Genomic DNA, 16,079 nt, shown 5'->3' with positions numbered 1-16,079 from the left:
AGTGGGTGTGTGGGGGGGGGTGTGGCTGTTTTTTGTGGGGGGGAGGGGGGGGAGTGGGGGGAAAGGGGGGGGGGGGGGGGGGGGGGGGGGCCCCCCCCCCCCCCCCCCCGCGCCCTGGCAGGGAAGTTGATGCCGCCCGGCGGAACGAGACTGGCGCGACAGGACGTTCGCACCGCCGGGCGGAGCTGAGGGGGGAAGGGGTTCCGCGGCGGTGGGCGATGAGCCTTCGGGCGTCCTCCCCTCAGGTCGAGGAGGGCGTTCCTTGGGCCTTGACCACCGCACTGGCTCGCTCGCCGCCGCGGCACCCTTCCGTCCGTATCGCCGACCACCCCTCATGCGGGCCGGCGGTACGGACTGCGCGGTGGGCCTGACCTCCCGTCAAGCCCGCCGCGCGGTCTCGGTGACTAGTCCTCGCGCAGGGCGCGGACCGCTTCCTCGACGCGCTTGCCGTAGTCGGCGTCGGCGGCGTGGAAGTGCGCGAGGTTCTTCTCGATCACGTCGTCGCGGCTGACCTGCGACAGGCCGCCCGCGATGTTCGCGATCAGGCGGGACTTCTCCTCGGCCGACATCAGGCGGTAGAGCTCACCGGCCTGGAAGAAGTCGTCGTCCTTGACGTGGACGGCGGCGGCGTGCGTGCCCGTCCAGCCGGCCAGCGCCAGCGGGGCGGAGAGCGCCGCGTCGGTCTGCGCCGGACCGTCGTACGAGTTGGGCTCGTAGTTCTTGTCGTAGCGCGAGCCGTAACGGGTCGCCATGGCGCCGTCGCGGCCGTAGTTGTCCGCCACGGTGGCCTTGGGGGCGTTCACCGGCAGCTGGGTGTGGTTCACACCGAGGCGGTAGCGGTGGGCGTCCGCGTAGGCGAACAGCCGGCCCTGGAGCATCTTGTCGGGCGAGGGGCCGATGCCCGGAACGAAGTTGTTCGGGGAGAACGCGGCCTGCTCGACCTCGGCGAAGACGTTGTCCGGGTTGCGGTCGAGGACCAGCCGGCCGACCCGCTGGAGCGGGTAGTCCGCGTGCGGCCACACCTTGGTGAGGTCGAACGGGTTGAAGCGGTAGTCCGGGGCCTCGGAGGCCGGCATGACCTGGACGTACAGCGTCCAGGACGGGTTGACGCCGCGCTCGATGGCCTGCAGCAGGTCCGTCTGGTGCGAGTTGGCGTCCTTGCCGACCTGCTCGGCGGCCTGCTCGGAGGAGAGGCAGCGGATGCCCTGGTTCGTCTTGAAGTGGTACTTGACGAAGAAGGCCTCGCCCGCGGCGTTCGTCCACTGGTAGGTGTGCGAGCCGTAGCCGTTCATGTGTCGGTACGAGGCGGGGATGCCGCGGTCGCCCATGAGCCAGGTGATCTGGTGCGTCGCCTCGGGGGCGTGCGCCCAGAAGTCCCAGACGTTGTCCGGCTCCTGCTTGCCCGTGAAGGGGTCGCGCTTCTGGGAGTGGATGAAGTCGGGGAACTTGATCGGGTCCTTGATGAAGAACACCGGGGTGTTGTTGCCGACGAGGTCGTAGTTGCCCTCTTCGGTGTAGAACTTCAGCGCGAAGCCGCGCGGGTCGCGGACCGCGTCCGCGCCGCCGAGGCTGTCCGCGACGGTGGAGAAGCGGATGAACGTCTCGGTCCGCTTGCCCACCTCGCCGAGGAAGGCGGCGCGGGTGAAGCCGGTGACGTCGTCCGTCACCTCGAAGTAGCCGTACGCGCCCGAACCGCGGGCGTGGACGACGCGCTCCGGGATGCGCTCACGGTTGAACCGGGCCAGCTTCTCCAGCAGGTGCTGGTCCTGGATGAGGAGCGGGCCGCCGACACCGGCGGAGGCGGAATTCTGGTTGTCGGCGACCGGGGCGCCTGACTCGGTCGTGAGCACACGCTTCGACATGGGGACCTTCCTGCGGAAATCTGCTGGCGGCGTGAGGAGCGTAAGTACGCACCGAGCGTGACGTCAACAGTTTGTTGAAGTTGAAGAGAGGGATCGGCGCGGACTGAACCGAAAAAAATGGGATCCGGGCTGCGGCAGCGCCTGGGCGCGACAGGACAGGTGTCAGCGCTGCCGCAGCCCGGAAGTCACGGGGTGGTCAGCTCTGGACGGGCTGACCGGAGAGGCGCTCGACGGCGCGCAGGAGGGCGGAGTGGTCCAGGCCACCGTCACCCTGGGCGCGCAGCGAGGCGACCAGCTGGGCCACGACCGCGCCGACGGGGAGCGCCGCACCGACGTTGCGGGCGGCGTCGGTGACGATGCCCATGTCCTTGTGGTGCAGGTCGATCCGGAAGCCGGGGGCGAAGTCCCGGTTGAGGAAGTTGTCCTTCTTGCGGGTCAGGACGGTCGAGCCGGCCAGTCCGCCGTTGAGGACGTCGAGAGCGGCGGTCAGGTCCACGCCCGACTTCTCCAGGAAGACGACGGCCTCGGCGCACGCCTGGATGTTGACCGCGACGATCAGCTGGTTCGCGGCCTTCACCGTCTGGCCGGAGCCGTGCGGACCGCACAGGACGATGGTCTTGCCGAGCGCTTCGAGCACCGGCTTGGCGGACTCGAAGTCCTCCTGCGAACCGCCGACCATGATGGAGAGCACGGCCTCGATCGCGCCGGCCTCGCCGCCGGAGACCGGGGCGTCCAGGACGCGCAGGCCCTTCTCGGCGCCGGCCTTGCCCAGGTCCACGGAGGTCTGCGGGGTGATCGAGGACATGTCGATCAGGAGGGCGCCCTTCTTGGCGTTCTCCAGGATGCCGTCCGGACCGTACGCGATCGCCTCGACCTGCGGCGAGGCGGGCACCATCGTGATGATGACGTCGGCGTCCCTGACGGCCTCGGCGATCGAGGACGCGCCCTTGCCGCCGGCGGCGACGAGGCGGTCGATCTTGGGCTGCTCAAGGGTGTAGCCGGTGACGTCGTAACCCGCCTTCAGCAGGTTCTCGGACATGGGCGAGCCCATGATGCCGAGGCCGATGAAGCCAATCGACGGGAGGGAGGTGGGGTTGCTCATGATGGGTGCCTCTTTCAACACACGCGCTTCAACACACGCGCAAAAATGGTCAGTTCGAGAGCCAGCCGAAGGCTTCGGCGCTCGGGCGGTCGCCGGGCTTGTACTCCAGGCCCACCCAGCCGTCGTAACCGGCGTTCCTGAGCTGGTCGAGCAGCTCTTCCAGCGGCAGGTCGCCCGTGCCGGGCGCGCCGCGCCCGGGGTTGTCGGCGATCTGCACGTGGCCGGTCTTGCCGGCGTACTCCGCGATCACGTCGGGGAGGTTCTCGCCGTTCATCGACAGGTGGTAGATGTCGAGGAGGAACTTGGCGTTGCCGAGCCCGGTGGCCTCGTTGACCTTGTCGACGATCTCGATGCCGGCCGGCGCGCTCACCAGCGGGTAGAGCGGCGACTCCGGCTTGTTGAGGGTCTCGATCAGAAGGATCGCGCCCACCCGGTCGGCGGCGCGGGCGGCCACCACCAGGTTCTCCAGGGCGAGCTCGTCCTGGACAGCCGGGTCGACGCCGTCCACGCGGTTGCCGTAGAGCGCGTTGAGCGCCTTGCAGCCGACCGAAGCGGCGAAGTCCGCCGCCACATCGATGTTGGCGCGGAAGCGGTCCGACTCCTCGCCGGGCACGGAGAGGGCGCCGCGGTCCGGGCCGGGAAGCTGTCCGGCGTAGAAGTTCAGGCCGACCAGCTGGGTGCCGGCCTCGTCGAGCGCCTTCTTGAGGGCGTCGAGCTCGGCCTGGTCGGGGGTGGGGGTCTCGATCCAGGGCCACCACAGCTCGACCGCTTTGAAGCCTGCCGCGGCGGCGGCCGCCGGGCGCTCCAGGAGCGGGAGTTCCGTGAAGAGGATCGAGAGGTTCACATCGAAGCGCTGGTCCGTGTAGCCCATGAGGGTTTCGGCGCTCCTTCCGTATCGCGGAAGTTGTTTTCTGCCTGATGGAATGTTGCATGGTGGCACGGAGACCTGTCAAGAGGGCACGGCCGGGCCGGACGCCTCGGAGGTGCTCGGGGTGCTGCCGGGGCGGGGGTGCCGGAGGGGGTGGCCGAGACGCGACGGGCCGCCTTCCGCCACGACCGGTCTGCATATGGCCGATATCCGGCCGCGACTCACAGGGGCCGCACAGGGAATGCATAGTTCATTTTCCCCGCCGGGTTCTTTACCGGCGGGAACAGGTTTTCGCGTCCGCCGCCCGCGGTGTGGCCTGGACCTTTGCGGAATGACTTATTCGCACTGCGGGGCGCCTTCATGAGAAGGAAATGAGAATTGACACGCCCTCAATGCCCCGAGCAGAATCGCGTCGCTCGCTCACCGAGTGGGCAACGGTTCAACAAGACGCGTTGAATGGGGAAATGATGACGATCCGCAAAAATCTGGGTCTCGTCGGGGCCGGCGCCATGCTGATGCTGGGCGCCGGGGTGGGCATCGCGCCCGCCGCAAGCGCGGCTTCAACGGGGGACGGCCAGGCGGTTTCCAGCTCGCAGTCGTCGAAGGGGCAGGTCAAGTCGGGCGTGGGCACGAAGTCCCTCAGCAAGGCGGGCGGCGCCGCGGCGGCGTCCGAGGGTGACGTGAACATCAACGCCAGCTGCTGGAACGGCAGCCGCTCCGGCAGAAACTTCTACATGACCTGCTCCGGCAACGGCTACCGGGTCTACGTGGACTGCTCGAACGGCTACCGGTACACCTTCGGCACGTACTACTACGGCACCTGGAACCACACGCTGACCTGCCCCTCCGGCACCAACGCCGTCTGGGGCGGCTCGATCGGCGGCTGATCCCCGCCGCCCGGCGCGGCCGGGCGGCTCCGCCTGACGAAGGCCGAATCCACGACCGTTCGTACGGTCCTGGATTCGGCTTTCCCGCGTTTTTCCCGTGTTTCGGTGAGTTCGCTCGAAGGCGTGCGCCGAAGGAATGATCACTTCCCGTTCTTCTCAGGTGAATCTCATAAATCTCTCAGCGATCTCTCCGGGCCGGCTTGCTATTCATGGGACACACCCGAATTCGACGAGGGAGCTCACGTTGAAACTGCAACCTTTAGCCCGGCTGGGCGTCTCTTCTCTCGCCGTACTCCTTCCGCTCGCTCTGCTGACCGGATGCGGCGGGGGCGAGAAAAAGGACGTACCGTCCGCCGGCGGTGAGCCGTCGGCCGGAAGCACGGCAGAAAAGCCCGGCGCCGGTGATCCGGACGCCGACGTGCTCAAGTTCGTACGGTGCCTGCGCGAGAACGACATCGAGGTCGACGACCCCGAGACCAACGGGAACGTCTCCATCCAGGTCACGGACACCCAGGACCAGGCCAAGATCAGCAAGGCGCAGAACGCCTGCAAGCAGTACATGGACGCGGGCGGCAGCGGCGGCGGCGGGGCGGCCGGCGGCGGCAAGGAGACCGAGGAGCAGAAGGTGTGGCGCCTCAAGGTCGAACGCTGTCTGCGCGACAAGGGCTTCAAGATCGGAAACGTCGCGGAGGACCAGCGCGCGGCGCACGAGAAGGCGTCGAAGGAGTGCTACAAGGAAGCCGGCCCGGTGCCGGGTGCCGGGCGGTGACAGCCGGCATGACGACGGCCGCGACCCCGGCCGAGGGTGAGTCCCAGGACCTGCCGCCGCGTCCCCGCCGTGCCCGCCGGCTCATCGTCTCCTGCGTGGTCGTGCTGACCGCCGGCGCGGCGGCGGTCGTCGTGGTCCGCGACCGCGCCGACGGAGCGCCCCCGCCGGAGCTCCCGCCGGCCGCCGCCACCGCCCCCGTGACCCGCGGCGACCTGGCGGCGAAGGAGACCCTGGACGGGACGCTGGAGTACGCCGACGAGGTGTACCTGCCCAACCGCCTGACCGGCACCGTGACCTGGACGGCCCGCCCCGGAGCGACCGTCTCCCGGGGGGAGGTCCTCTACCGCGTCGACGAGAAGCCCGTGGTGCTGCTGTACGGGCGGATCCCCGCCTACCGGGCCTTCGCACCCGGCATGTCCGACGGAGGCGACGTACGCCAGCTGGAGAAGAACCTCGCCGCCCTCGGCCACACCGGCTTCACGGTGGACGAGACGTACACCGGCAACACGGCGTACGCGGTGAAACGCTGGCAGCGCTCCCTCGGGCTGCCGCAGACCGGCCGCCTGGAACTCGGCCGCGTCCTGTTCGCCCGGCAGGCCGTACGGGCCGGGGCGACCGACCGCGAACCGGGCGACGAGGCGCGGAACGGCAGCCCCGTCGTGGTCACGACCAGGGCCGAACGGACCGTGACGGTCAAGGCCACCATGTCCCAGCAGCGCCTGCTGTCCGTGGGCAAGAAGGTCACCGTCACCCTCCCGGGCCGCGACGAGCCGGTCGCGGGCCGGGTGACGTCGGTCGGCACCGTCGTCACCACCGGCGGCGGGGGCGACAAGGGCGGTGACGACGACGGCGGGGGAGACGGAGGGGGCGGCGGACAGGGCCAGGGCGGCGACCGCACCGTCACCGTGCGGATCGCCCTGGCCGACCAGAAGGCCGCCGGATCACTGACGTACGCGCCGGTCCGCGTCGAGGCCGAGAACGAGCGGCGCCGCGCCGTCCTGTCCGTGCCCGTCGCCGCGCTGCTCGCCCTGCGCGAGGGCGGGTACGGCGTGCAGGTCGCCGGGGACGGCCCCGGCGACCCGGGCCGCATCCTGCGGGTCACGACGGGCCTGTTCAGCGGCGGCCGCGTCGAGGTCTCGGGCCCCGGCCTCACCGAGGGCCTCAGGGTCGGGACCCCCGCGCTGTGAACGCCGTCAGCGAGTCCCCGAACGCGCCCGCCGCCGAGCCGGGGGCGGGCGCGGCCGAGCCAGTCGTCGACCTGGCCGCGGTGACCCGCAGTTACCCCGGCGCCCCGCCCGTGCACGCCGTCCGCGATCTGTCCCTGCGGGTCCTGCCCGGCGAGCTCCTCGCCGTGGTCGGCCCCTCCGGGTCCGGCAAGTCCACGCTGCTCAACCTCATCGGCACGCTCGACCGGCCCACCGCGGGGCGGGTCCGCATCGCGGGTTACCCCGTGGACCGGCTGTCCGACCGCCAGTCGTCCGCGCTGCGGGCCGAGCACATCGGCTTCGTCTTCCAGCAGTTCTTCCTGACCCAGGGCGTGAGCGCGGTCGACAACGTGGCCGAGGGGCTGCTGTACGCCGGACTGTCCCGGCGGGCCCGGACCGCGGCCGCCGTCGCGAGCCTGCGCCGGGTGGGCCTCGGCCACCGGCTGCGGCACCGCCCGCACGAGCTGTCCGGCGGCGAGCGCCAGCGTGTCGCCCTGGCCCGCGCGGTGGCCGGCCGCCCCTCCCTGCTGCTCGCCGACGAACCCACCGGGTCGCTCGACACCGCGTCCGGGGCGCTCGTCGTCGAGCTGCTGCGGGAACTCAACGCCGACGGCACGACCGTCGTCGTCATCACCCACGACACGGACCTCGCCGCCCGACTGCCGCGCCGCGTGGTCATGCGCGACGGACGGCTGGTCGAGGACAGCCGCGGCGCGGCCCCCCGCACCGCCCAGGAGGCCCCCCGATGACCCCGCCCGGCCCGCCGCCCACGGCTCCCTCGCCCGCCGGCCCGTCCCGCCCCCGGCTCCGCCCCGCCCGTCTCGGCCCGCTCGACGTCCTGCGGCTCAGCCTGTCCGGGCTCCGCGCGAAGCCCCTGCGGGCCGTCCTGTCCGCAGCGGGCATCTCCATCGGCATCGCCGCCATGGTCGCCGTGGTGGGCATCTCTACCTCCAGCCGCGCCGAACTCCAGGCCACCCTCGACACCCTGGGCACCAACCTGCTGCACGCCGAGGCGGGGGAGTCGCTGACCGGCGGGGAGGCGAAGTTCCCCGCCGGTGTGAGCGCGACCGTGCGGCGCGTTCCGCCGGTCAGCGAGGTGAGCGCCGTCGGCAGGGTCGACGCCGAGGTGTACCGCTCCGATCTGATCCCCCGCGAGGAGACCAACGCCCTGGAGGTCTTCGCCGCCCACCCCGACCTGCTGGCCACCCTGGGCGTGCGCACCTCCAGCGGCACCTGGCTGAACCGGGCCACCGCCGAGTACCCGGCGGTCGTCCTCGGGTCCGCCACGGCCCGCAGGCTGGGCGTCGTACGCGCCCATCCCGACGTCCAGGTCGAGATCGGCGGCCACCCGTTCACGGTGGTCGGGGTCATCGAGCCGGTCGTCCTCGCGCCCGAACTGAACAGCGCGGCCCTGATCGGCTTCGCCGCCGCCGAGCGGACCCTGGGCTTCGACGGCCACCCCACCGCCGTCTACGTGCGGGCCGACGAGAACGCCGTGGGCGACGTACGGGACGTCCTCGCCCGTACGGTCAATCCCGAGCAGCCCGACGCGGTGCGGGTCGCCCGCCCCTCCGACGCGCTCGCCGCGAAGCTCGCCGCCGACGAGGCGTTCACCGGGCTGCTGCTGGGCATCGGGGCGGTCGCGCTGCTGGTCGGCGGGATCGGCGTGGCCAACACCATGGTCATCGCGGTGCTGGAGCGGCGCGGCGAGATCGGCTTGCGCCGGGCCCTCGGGGCCACCCGCGGCCAGGTCCGCAACCAGTTCTTCACCGAGTCCCTGGTGCTCTCCGGCCTCGGCGGATGCGGCGGCGCCGCCCTCGGGCTGCTGATCACCACGGCGTACGCCGGTCACCGCGGCTGGCCGGTGGCGCTGCCCGCGAGCGTGGTGCTGGCGGGCGCGGCGGGCACCCTGGTCATCGGTGCCGTGGCCGGGCTGTACCCGGCGATGCGCGCCGCGCGGGTCTCGCCGACGACGGCTCTGGCGACCGGCTGACGCGCCCGTGGTCCCCGCCAGTACCGTGGGGGCATGGTGCGATTGAGAGTGGAGTTCACGACCGAGCCCTTCGACCTCGACGAGGCGCCGGCGCACGCGCTGGCTGCCCGCGAGGTCATCCAGGTGGCCGAGCTGGACGCTGTGGACGTGGGCCCGTTCGGGAACACCGCGGAGGGCGGCGCGGACGCGGTGCTGACCGCCGTCGACGCGCTGCTGCGCAGGTCCCTGGACGCGGGGGCCACCCGGGTCTCGTTGCAGGTCAACGTGATCGGGGAGGACGAGAAGTGAGCGAGCCCGGCGGACCCGAGGACCACCCCTTCGTCACCGCGGTCAAGCCGCTGGTCGACGCCATGGGCGGCGAGATGATGGTGCCGGAGCAGGCGCGCGGCGACGACGTGGTGCTGGCCTGGGAGGGCCGCGACGTCGTCGCCGTACGGCTTCCGCAGCTCTCGGACTCCCTCGACCACATCCTCGCGGCCATGGAGCGGCGGCACGGCATGCCGCTGTCGGAGCTGGAGCGCAAGGAGAAGCAGTCGGTCGTACGGGTCCTGGAGGCGCGCGGGGCGTTCTCCGTACGGCACGGGGTGGAGACGGTGGCGAGCGCGCTCGGCGTCAGCCGCTTCACCGTCTACAACTACCTGAACAGGGAAAACGGCAGCAAGAGCGACTAGCCGGGCTGTCCACAAGGTGGGCATATTTGATCGATCATTCGCGTGGGCCGCCGTCCGGACAACGGGTCGGCGGCTTTTGCGTTCGCGAGATTTCAACAAAGTGTTGACGCGCTGTTCCTGAGGGCGTTAGCTATGCCCAGCCCGTCCAGCACAAGGCCACGGAGGCTCCCGTGACTTCAGGTTCGACACCGGGCCTCGCCCGGTTCAACACCTCGGCGGACAGTGCGGCCTCGGCCGCGCTGCACGAGGTGTGCGCCAGCTCGGCGTGGGGGAGCAAGATGCTCGCCCAGCGCCCGTACGCCACCGCAGAAGACCTCTTCCTCGCCAGCGACGCCGCCATGGCCGAACTGACCGCCGAGGATCTGGCCGAAGCGATGGCGGGCCACGCGCCGATCGGCCGGCCGAAGCCCGGTGACCCGACGTCCGCCCGCGAACAGCGGGGGATGGCCGGAGCGTCCGAGGAACTGAAAGCCGAGATGCTCGAACTGAACCTGGCCTACCAGGACAAGTTCGGACATGTCTTTCTGATCTGCGCCACCGGTGCGACCGGTGAGCAGATGCGTGACGCGATGCGGAACCGGATCGGCAACACCGCCGAGGAGGAGCGCGAGATCGTGCGCACCGAACTCGGGAAGATCAACCGAATCCGGCTGACCCGTCTCGCAGAAGAGGACTGAGCACTATGAGCACCGCGACCACTGCTTCGGTGTCCACCCACATCCTGGACACCAGCATCGGACGCCCCGCCGAGGGCGTCGCCATCTCGCTCACCGCCCGCAGCGGCAGTGACGCCGAGTGGGTGGCACTCGGCGGGTCCGCGACCGACGCGGACGGGCGCTGCAAGGACCTGCCGGCCCTGCCGGAAGGCACGACCCACGTACGTCTCGACTTCGAGACCGAGGCGTACTTCTCCAAGAAGCAAGCCGAGGCACAGCAGGACGCCCCCCGCGTAAGGGACAGCGGCGCGTTCTTCCCGGAGGTGGCGATCACGTTCGCCGTCGTACCGGGCGAACACTTCCACGTACCGCTGCTGCTCAACCCGTTCGGCTACTCCGTATACCGAGGGAGCTAGCACCGACATGCCCACGATTCTCGGCCAGAACCAGTACGGCAAAGCAGAGAACCGCGTCGTCAAGATCACGCGGGACGGCGACACCCACCACATCAAGGACCTGAACGTCTCCGTCGCCCTCTCCGGCGACATGGACGACGTGCACTACTCCGGATCCAACGCGAACGTCCTGCCGACGGACACCACCAAGAACACGGTGTACGCGTTCGCCAAGGAGTACGGCATCGAGTCCGCCGAGCAGTTCGGCATCCACCTCGCGCGCCACTTCGTGACGTCGCAGGAGCCGATCAAGCGCGCCCGGATCCGGATCGAGGAGTACGCCTGGGACCGCATCGCGACCTCGGACAACAACTCCAAGTTCATCGGTTCCGACGAGGTCAACCACTCCTTCGTCCGTCAGGGCCAGGAGCTGCGCACCACGCAGATCACCTTCGACGGTGAGAACTGGGAGGTCCTCTCCGGCCTCAAGGACCTCACGGTCATGAACTCCACGAACTCGGAGTTCTGGGGCTACGTCAAGGACCGGTACACGACGCTCAAGGAGGCGTACGACCGCATCCTGTGCACCGACGTCGCCTCTGTCTGGCGCTACAACTGGACCAGCGACGAAGACCGGATGCCCAACTGGGAGAAGTCGTACGCGCAGGCCAAGAAGCACATCCTCCAGGCCTTCGCCGAGACGTACTCGCTCTCGCTCCAGCAGACCCTGTACCAGATGGGTTCGCGCGTCATCAACAGCCGGAGCGAGATCGACGAGATCCGCTTCTCGCTGCCGAACAACCACCACTTCCTGGTCGACCTCGAGCCCTTCGGGCTGAAGAACGACAACGAGGTCTACTTCGCCGCCGACCGCCCGTACGGCCTCATCGAGGCCACCATCCTGCGGGACGGCGTCGAGCCGAAGATCCCGGTCGACATGACCAACCTCTGACGCGGGACCGGTACGCCCCCGCCCGCCCCGAGCAGTAGGGCGGGGGCGCACCGGACCGGAGGGAACCCCCCATGGCACAGCCTGCAACGGGGCCGGCAGAAGCAGTCGACGGCCCGTGTTCCGTCCCACCGGCAGCACCGGTCGTCGATCCGGTCGTCCACCCGGTGGACGAGAAGCTCTCCACCTCGCGGCTCGTCCCCGCCGCGCTCCAGCACATCGCCGCCATGTACGCGGGCGTCGTCACCCCTCCGCTCATCATCGGCCAGGCCGTCGGCCTGGACGCCGCGGGCATGACCCGGCTGATCGCCGCCAGTCTGCTCATCGCCGGTCTCGCCACCATCCTGCAGACCATCGGCATCGGAGGCTTCGCCGGAAACCGGCTGCCGTTCGTCAACGCCGCCTCCTCGGCCGGCATCGCCCCGATGCTCGCCATCGCCGAGACCAGCGCCCCCGGGCACCAGCTCCCCGCGATCTACGGCGCGGTGATGGTCGCCGGAGTCTTCTGCCTCGCCGTCGGACCCTTCTTCGGCCGGCTGCTCCGCTTCTTCCCGCCCCTGGTCACCGGCGTAGTCATCACGCTCATCGGCGTCACACTGATGCCCGTGCCCGTCACGTGGGCCCAGGGCGGCGACCGGACCGCCGCCGACTTCGGCGCCATGAAGTACCTGGCCCTGGCCGCCTTCACCCTGGTGGTGGTGCTGCTCGTCCAGCGCTTCGGGAAAGGTTTCGTCAAGCAGGTCGCGCTGCTGCTCGGCATGGTCGTCGGCACCCTCGCCGCGATCCCCTTCGGGATGGCGGACTTCAGCGCCCTGAGGTCCGCGCCGGTCGCGGCGCTGCCCGCACCCTTCGCGTTCGGCGCCCCCGAGTTCCACCCCGCCGCGATCCTGTCGCTGTGCATCGTGATGCTCGTCCTGATGACCGAGTCGTCGGCCGGCATGCTCGCACTCGGTGAGATCTGCGACCGCAGGACCGACGGGCGAACCATCACCCGCGGTCTGCGCACCGACGGCATCGCGACCCTGTTCGGTCCGGTCTTCGGCGGTTTTCCGACCAGCGCGTTCGCCCAGAACGTCGGCGTCGTCACGCTCACCCGCGTACGCAGCCGGTACGTCGTCGCCGTGGCCGGCGGGGCGCTCCTGGTCCTCGGCGCCTTCCCGGTGCTCGGGGCGGTCGTCTCCACCGTCCCGATGCCGGTACTCGGCGGCGCGGGCATCGTCCTCTTCGGCTCGATCGCGGTCAGCGGCATCCGTACGCTCTCCGAGGCCGGACTGGACGACAGCTCCAACATCATCCTCGTGGCGGTCGCGCTCGGCGCGGGCATCGTCCCGCTCGCCGCGCCCACGTTCTACACGGACTTCCCCGCCTGGGCCCAGACCGTGCTCGGCTCCGGAATCAGTGCCGGCGCCCTGGTCGCGGTCCTGCTCAACCTGTTCTTTCACCATCTCGGCACCCGGAGCCACGCGGCTGCGGCACTCAAATCCTCCTAGGGTCCTGCCGTGCCCACATCACTGAGAGAAGGACGCACCATGGCAGCATCGGCAGCCGCGCGCACCATCATCGAGAACTGTGCCATCGCCACCGTAGACGCCAACGACACCGAGTACGCCTCGGGTCACGTCGTGGTGGCCGGCAACCGCATCGAGTCGATCGGCGCCGGCAAGGCCCCCGAGGGCCTGGACAACGTCGTACGCCGGATCGACGGCACGGGCCACCTGGTGACGCCCGGCCTGGTCAACACCCACCACCACTTCTACCAGTGGATCACCCGCGGTCTGGCCACCGACCACAACCTCTTCAACTGGCTGGTCGCGCTGTACCCGACCTGGGCGCGCATCGACGAGGCCATGGTGAAGGCGGCGGCCCAGGGCTCGCTGGCGATGATGGCCCGCGGCGGCGTCACCACCGCGATGGACCACCACTACGTCTTCCCCAAGGGCTCGGGCGACCTGTCCGGCGCGGTCATCGGCGCCGCTTCCGACATGGGCGTACGCTTCACCCTCGCCCGTGGCTCCATGGACCGCAGCGAGAAGGACGGCGGCCTGCCGCCGGACTTCGCCGTCGAGACCCTCGAAGGCGCTCTCGCCGCGACCGAGGAGACCGTCAAGAAGCACCACGACGCCTCCTTCGACGCGATGACGCAGGTGGCCGTCGCCCCCTGCTCGCCGTTCTCCGTCTCCACCGAACTCATGAAGCAGGGCGCCGAACTGGCCCGCCGCCTCGGGGTGCGCCTGCACACCCACGGCAGTGAGACGGTCGAGGAGGAGCAGTTCTGCAAGGAACTGTTCGGCATGGGCCCGACCGACTACTTCGAGTCGACCGGCTGGCTCGGCAGCGACGTGTGGATGGCCCACTGCGTCCACATGAACGACTCCGACATCGCCGCCTTCGCCCGTACGGGCACGGGCGTCGCCCACTGCCCGTCCTCCAACGCCCGCCTCGCGGCCGGCATCGCCCGCGTACCGGACATGCTGGCCGCCGGCGTGCCGGTCGGCCTCGGCGTCGACGGCACGGCGTCCAACGAGTCGGGCGAGCTGCACACCGAGCTCCGCAACGCGCTGCTGATCAACCGCCTCGGCGCGCACCGCGAGGCCGCGCTCAACGCCCGCCAGGCGCTGCGCCTCGGCACCTACGGCGGCGCCCAGGTGCTCGGCCGCGCGGACCAGATCGGTTCGCTCGAGGCCGGCAAGCTCGCCGACCTGGTGATGTGGAAGATCGACGGACTCGGTCACTCCACCATCGCCGACCCGGTCACCGCGATCGTCTTCGGCGCCGCGGCCCCGGTCACCCTGTCGCTCGTCAACGGCAAGCCCGTCGTCGAGGACAACCACCTGGTCACGGTGGACGAGGAAGCCGTCGCACGGGACGCGCGGACCGAGGCGCAGCGCCTCGCGCGCATCGTCGCGCAGGGCTGACCGTCCCCCCTGGAAGTCCGGCTGAGGGGGACGGCCCTCAGCCGGCGGCCGCGGGCCCGAGCGGGGTCCACGGCAGCTGTGCCCGGGGGTGCGCGCCCAAGTGCCCGCACCCCCGGGGACGGTGATCACACGTCACCGGGCGCGGCCCCGCCGCTCCGCCACACCCCCCATGCGACATGCACGTCTGCTCCACCTGCTCCAACGCCCCACTCCGCACCACCTCCAAGACATCCACGTCCGCGCTGGCGTGTAACCGACCGGAGGAACCGCCGTGGCCGCCAAGCCCAGGTTTCGCAAAGCTGCATCCGCCGAATCCGACCCCCAGTCCGGACCCCCGTCCGGCTCCGAACCGAAGCATCCGGTCGACGAGAAACTCCCGCCCGGCAAGATGTTCACCAGCGGCCTCCAGCACGTGGCCGCGATGTACGCGGGCGTGGTGGCCCCTCCGATGATCGTCGGCCCCGCCGTGGGGCTCGACGCCAAGGAGACGGCCTTCCTCATGGGGGCCAGCCTCTTCACCGCGGGCATAGCCACGCTGCTCCAGACCCTCGGGTTCTGGAAGATCGGCGCCAAGCTGCCCTTCGTCAACGGCGTCTCGTTCGCCGGAGTGACCCCGATGATCGCCATCGGCAAGGGCGAGGGCGACAACGCGATCCCTATCATCTTCGGAGCGATCATCGTCGCCGGAGTCCTGGGCTTCTTCGCGGCCCCGTACTTCTGCAAGCTCGTCCGCTTCTTCCCACCCGTCGTCACCGGCACCGTCATCACCCTGATCGGTGTGTCCCTGCTGCCGGTCGCGTTCAACTGGTCCCAGGGCGGCAACCCCCAGGCCGACGACTACGGCTCGATGACCAACATCGGCATGGCCGCGGTCACCTTCGTCATCGTCCTCGCCCTGCGCAAACTCCTGCGCGGCTTCCTCCAGCAGATCGCGATCCTCCTCGGCCTGGTCGCCGGCACGCTCATCGCGATCCCCGTGGGCATCACGAACTTCGACGCCATAAAGAACGCCGACCTGGTCGGCTTCCCGACCCCCCTCCACTTCGGCGCCCCGCAGTTCGAGATCGCCGCGATCATCTCCATGTGCATCGTGATGCTGGTCTGCATGACGGAGTCCACGGCCGACATGCTCGCCCTCGGCAAGATCGTCGGCCGCCCGGCCGACGAGAAGACCATCGAGGGCGGTCTGCGGGCCGACACCCTCGGCAGTGCGATCAGCCCCCTGTTCAACGGCTTCATGTGCAGCGCCTTCGCGCAGAACATCGGCCTGGTCGCCATGACGAAGGTCCGCAGCCGGTTCGTCGTCGCCACCGGCGGGGGCATCCTGATCCTGCTGGGCCTGTGCCCGGTGCTGGCCTCCGTGATCGCCCTCGTACCGCTGCCGGTGCTCGGCGGCGCCGGAATCGTGCTCTTCGGCACGGTCGCGGCGAGCGGCGTCCAGACCCTCGCCACCGCCGCGCTGGAGAAGGGCGAGAACGCGCTGATCGTCGCCGCGGCCCTCGGCATCGGCCTCATCCCGATCGCCGCGCCGACCTTCTACCACGCCTTCCCCGAGGACCTGCTGGTCGTCCTCGACTCCGGCATCAGCACCGGGTGCGTGGTCGCCATCGTCCTCAACCTGGCCTTCAACCACCTCGGAAAGAGGGCCGGCGAGGAGGAGCCCCCCACCCACCCGGAGATCCCGGACCAGATCCCGGCCACCGCCCACTGACACGGCGGCCGCGGGGGGGGGGGGGGGGGGGGGGGGGGGGGGGGGGGGGTGGGGGGGGGAGGGGGGGGGGGTTGTGGGGCGTGAGGAAAAGATGGG

The 16,079-nt window shown here is 70.4% G+C and carries 16 protein-coding genes; 13 read left to right on the top strand and 3 right to left on the bottom strand.

Annotated features, from left to right (window positions below):
• Positions 1 to 404: 404 nt before the first annotated feature.
• The 3 genes from AC07FK_RS19770 to AC07FK_RS19760 all read right to left on the bottom strand — a co-directional run bounded on the left by AC07FK_RS19770 (position 405) and on the right by AC07FK_RS19760 (position 3,835).
• Complete coding sequence (locus tag AC07FK_RS19770) at positions 405 to 1,862, bottom strand: catalase (protein ID WP_479106178.1); 1,458 nt, start codon at positions 1,860 to 1,862, stop codon at positions 405 to 407.
• 196 nt (positions 1,863 to 2,058) lie between these two features.
• Positions 2,059 to 2,964, bottom strand: a complete 906-nt coding sequence (locus AC07FK_RS19765) for a 2-hydroxy-3-oxopropionate reductase (protein WP_479106177.1) — start codon at positions 2,962 to 2,964, stop codon at positions 2,059 to 2,061.
• A 49-nt stretch (positions 2,965 to 3,013) separates the two neighbouring features.
• On the bottom strand, positions 3,014 to 3,835 hold the full coding sequence (locus AC07FK_RS19760) for a TIM barrel protein (RefSeq protein ID WP_479106176.1): 822 nt from the start codon (positions 3,833 to 3,835) through the stop codon (positions 3,014 to 3,016).
• Positions 3,836 to 4,299: 464 nt separating this feature from the next.
• Between AC07FK_RS19760 and AC07FK_RS19755 the strand changes: the two genes are divergently transcribed.
• The 13 genes from AC07FK_RS19755 to AC07FK_RS19695 all read left to right on the top strand — a co-directional run bounded on the left by AC07FK_RS19755 (position 4,300) and on the right by AC07FK_RS19695 (position 15,983).
• A complete protein-coding gene (locus tag AC07FK_RS19755) occupies positions 4,300 to 4,719 on the top strand; it encodes a hypothetical protein (RefSeq protein ID WP_479106175.1) in 420 nt (139 codons plus the stop codon).
• Between the two features lie 244 nt (positions 4,720 to 4,963).
• Positions 4,964 to 5,488, top strand: a complete 525-nt coding sequence (locus AC07FK_RS19750; protein WP_479106174.1) for a hypothetical protein — start codon at positions 4,964 to 4,966, stop codon at positions 5,486 to 5,488.
• A gap of 8 nt (positions 5,489 to 5,496) precedes the next feature.
• Positions 5,497 to 6,675, top strand: coding sequence for a peptidoglycan-binding protein (locus AC07FK_RS19745; RefSeq protein WP_479106173.1), 1,179 nt, complete (start codon positions 5,497 to 5,499; stop codon positions 6,673 to 6,675).
• Positions 6,672 to 7,442: an ABC transporter ATP-binding protein gene (locus AC07FK_RS19740; RefSeq protein ID WP_479106172.1), complete on the top strand. Its 771-nt coding sequence runs from the start codon at positions 6,672 to 6,674 to the stop codon at positions 7,440 to 7,442. The genes AC07FK_RS19745 and AC07FK_RS19740 overlap by 4 nt, the downstream gene beginning before the upstream one ends.
• Entirely contained in the window at positions 7,439 to 8,686 is a 1,248-nt protein-coding gene (locus AC07FK_RS19735) for an ABC transporter permease (RefSeq protein WP_479106171.1), read from the top strand. Before AC07FK_RS19740 ends, AC07FK_RS19735 begins: the two co-directional genes overlap by 4 nt.
• Before the next feature lie 36 nt (positions 8,687 to 8,722).
• On the top strand, positions 8,723 to 8,974 hold the full coding sequence (locus AC07FK_RS19730; protein WP_479106207.1) for a hypothetical protein: 252 nt from the start codon (positions 8,723 to 8,725) through the stop codon (positions 8,972 to 8,974).
• A 62-nt stretch (positions 8,975 to 9,036) separates the two neighbouring features.
• Complete coding sequence (locus AC07FK_RS19725) at positions 9,037 to 9,357, top strand: helix-turn-helix domain-containing protein (protein ID WP_453402867.1); 321 nt, start codon at positions 9,037 to 9,039, stop codon at positions 9,355 to 9,357.
• Positions 9,358 to 9,527: 170 nt separating this feature from the next.
• Positions 9,528 to 10,034: a 2-oxo-4-hydroxy-4-carboxy-5-ureidoimidazoline decarboxylase gene (gene uraD / locus AC07FK_RS19720; RefSeq protein ID WP_479106170.1), complete on the top strand. Its 507-nt coding sequence runs from the start codon at positions 9,528 to 9,530 to the stop codon at positions 10,032 to 10,034.
• Between the two features lie 5 nt (positions 10,035 to 10,039).
• Complete coding sequence (gene uraH / locus AC07FK_RS19715; protein ID WP_479106169.1) at positions 10,040 to 10,429, top strand: hydroxyisourate hydrolase; 390 nt, start codon at positions 10,040 to 10,042, stop codon at positions 10,427 to 10,429.
• Between the two features lie 7 nt (positions 10,430 to 10,436).
• On the top strand, positions 10,437 to 11,360 hold the full coding sequence (pucL, locus tag AC07FK_RS19710; protein ID WP_479106168.1) for a factor-independent urate hydroxylase: 924 nt from the start codon (positions 10,437 to 10,439) through the stop codon (positions 11,358 to 11,360).
• Between the two features lie 71 nt (positions 11,361 to 11,431).
• Entirely contained in the window at positions 11,432 to 12,847 is a 1,416-nt protein-coding gene (locus tag AC07FK_RS19705) for a nucleobase:cation symporter-2 family protein (RefSeq protein WP_479106167.1), read from the top strand.
• A 39-nt stretch (positions 12,848 to 12,886) separates the two neighbouring features.
• Positions 12,887 to 14,272: an 8-oxoguanine deaminase gene (locus AC07FK_RS19700; RefSeq protein WP_479106166.1), complete on the top strand. Its 1,386-nt coding sequence runs from the start codon at positions 12,887 to 12,889 to the stop codon at positions 14,270 to 14,272.
• A 271-nt stretch (positions 14,273 to 14,543) separates the two neighbouring features.
• Positions 14,544 to 15,983: a nucleobase:cation symporter-2 family protein gene (locus AC07FK_RS19695; RefSeq protein ID WP_479106165.1), complete on the top strand. Its 1,440-nt coding sequence runs from the start codon at positions 14,544 to 14,546 to the stop codon at positions 15,981 to 15,983.
• Positions 15,984 to 16,079: the final 96 nt, after the last annotated feature.

The organism is Streptomyces sp. NPDC046122, assembly GCF_056429965.1.
The sequence above is the reverse complement of the archived record's forward strand: the minus strand, read 5'-3'. Positions and strand labels throughout refer to the sequence as shown.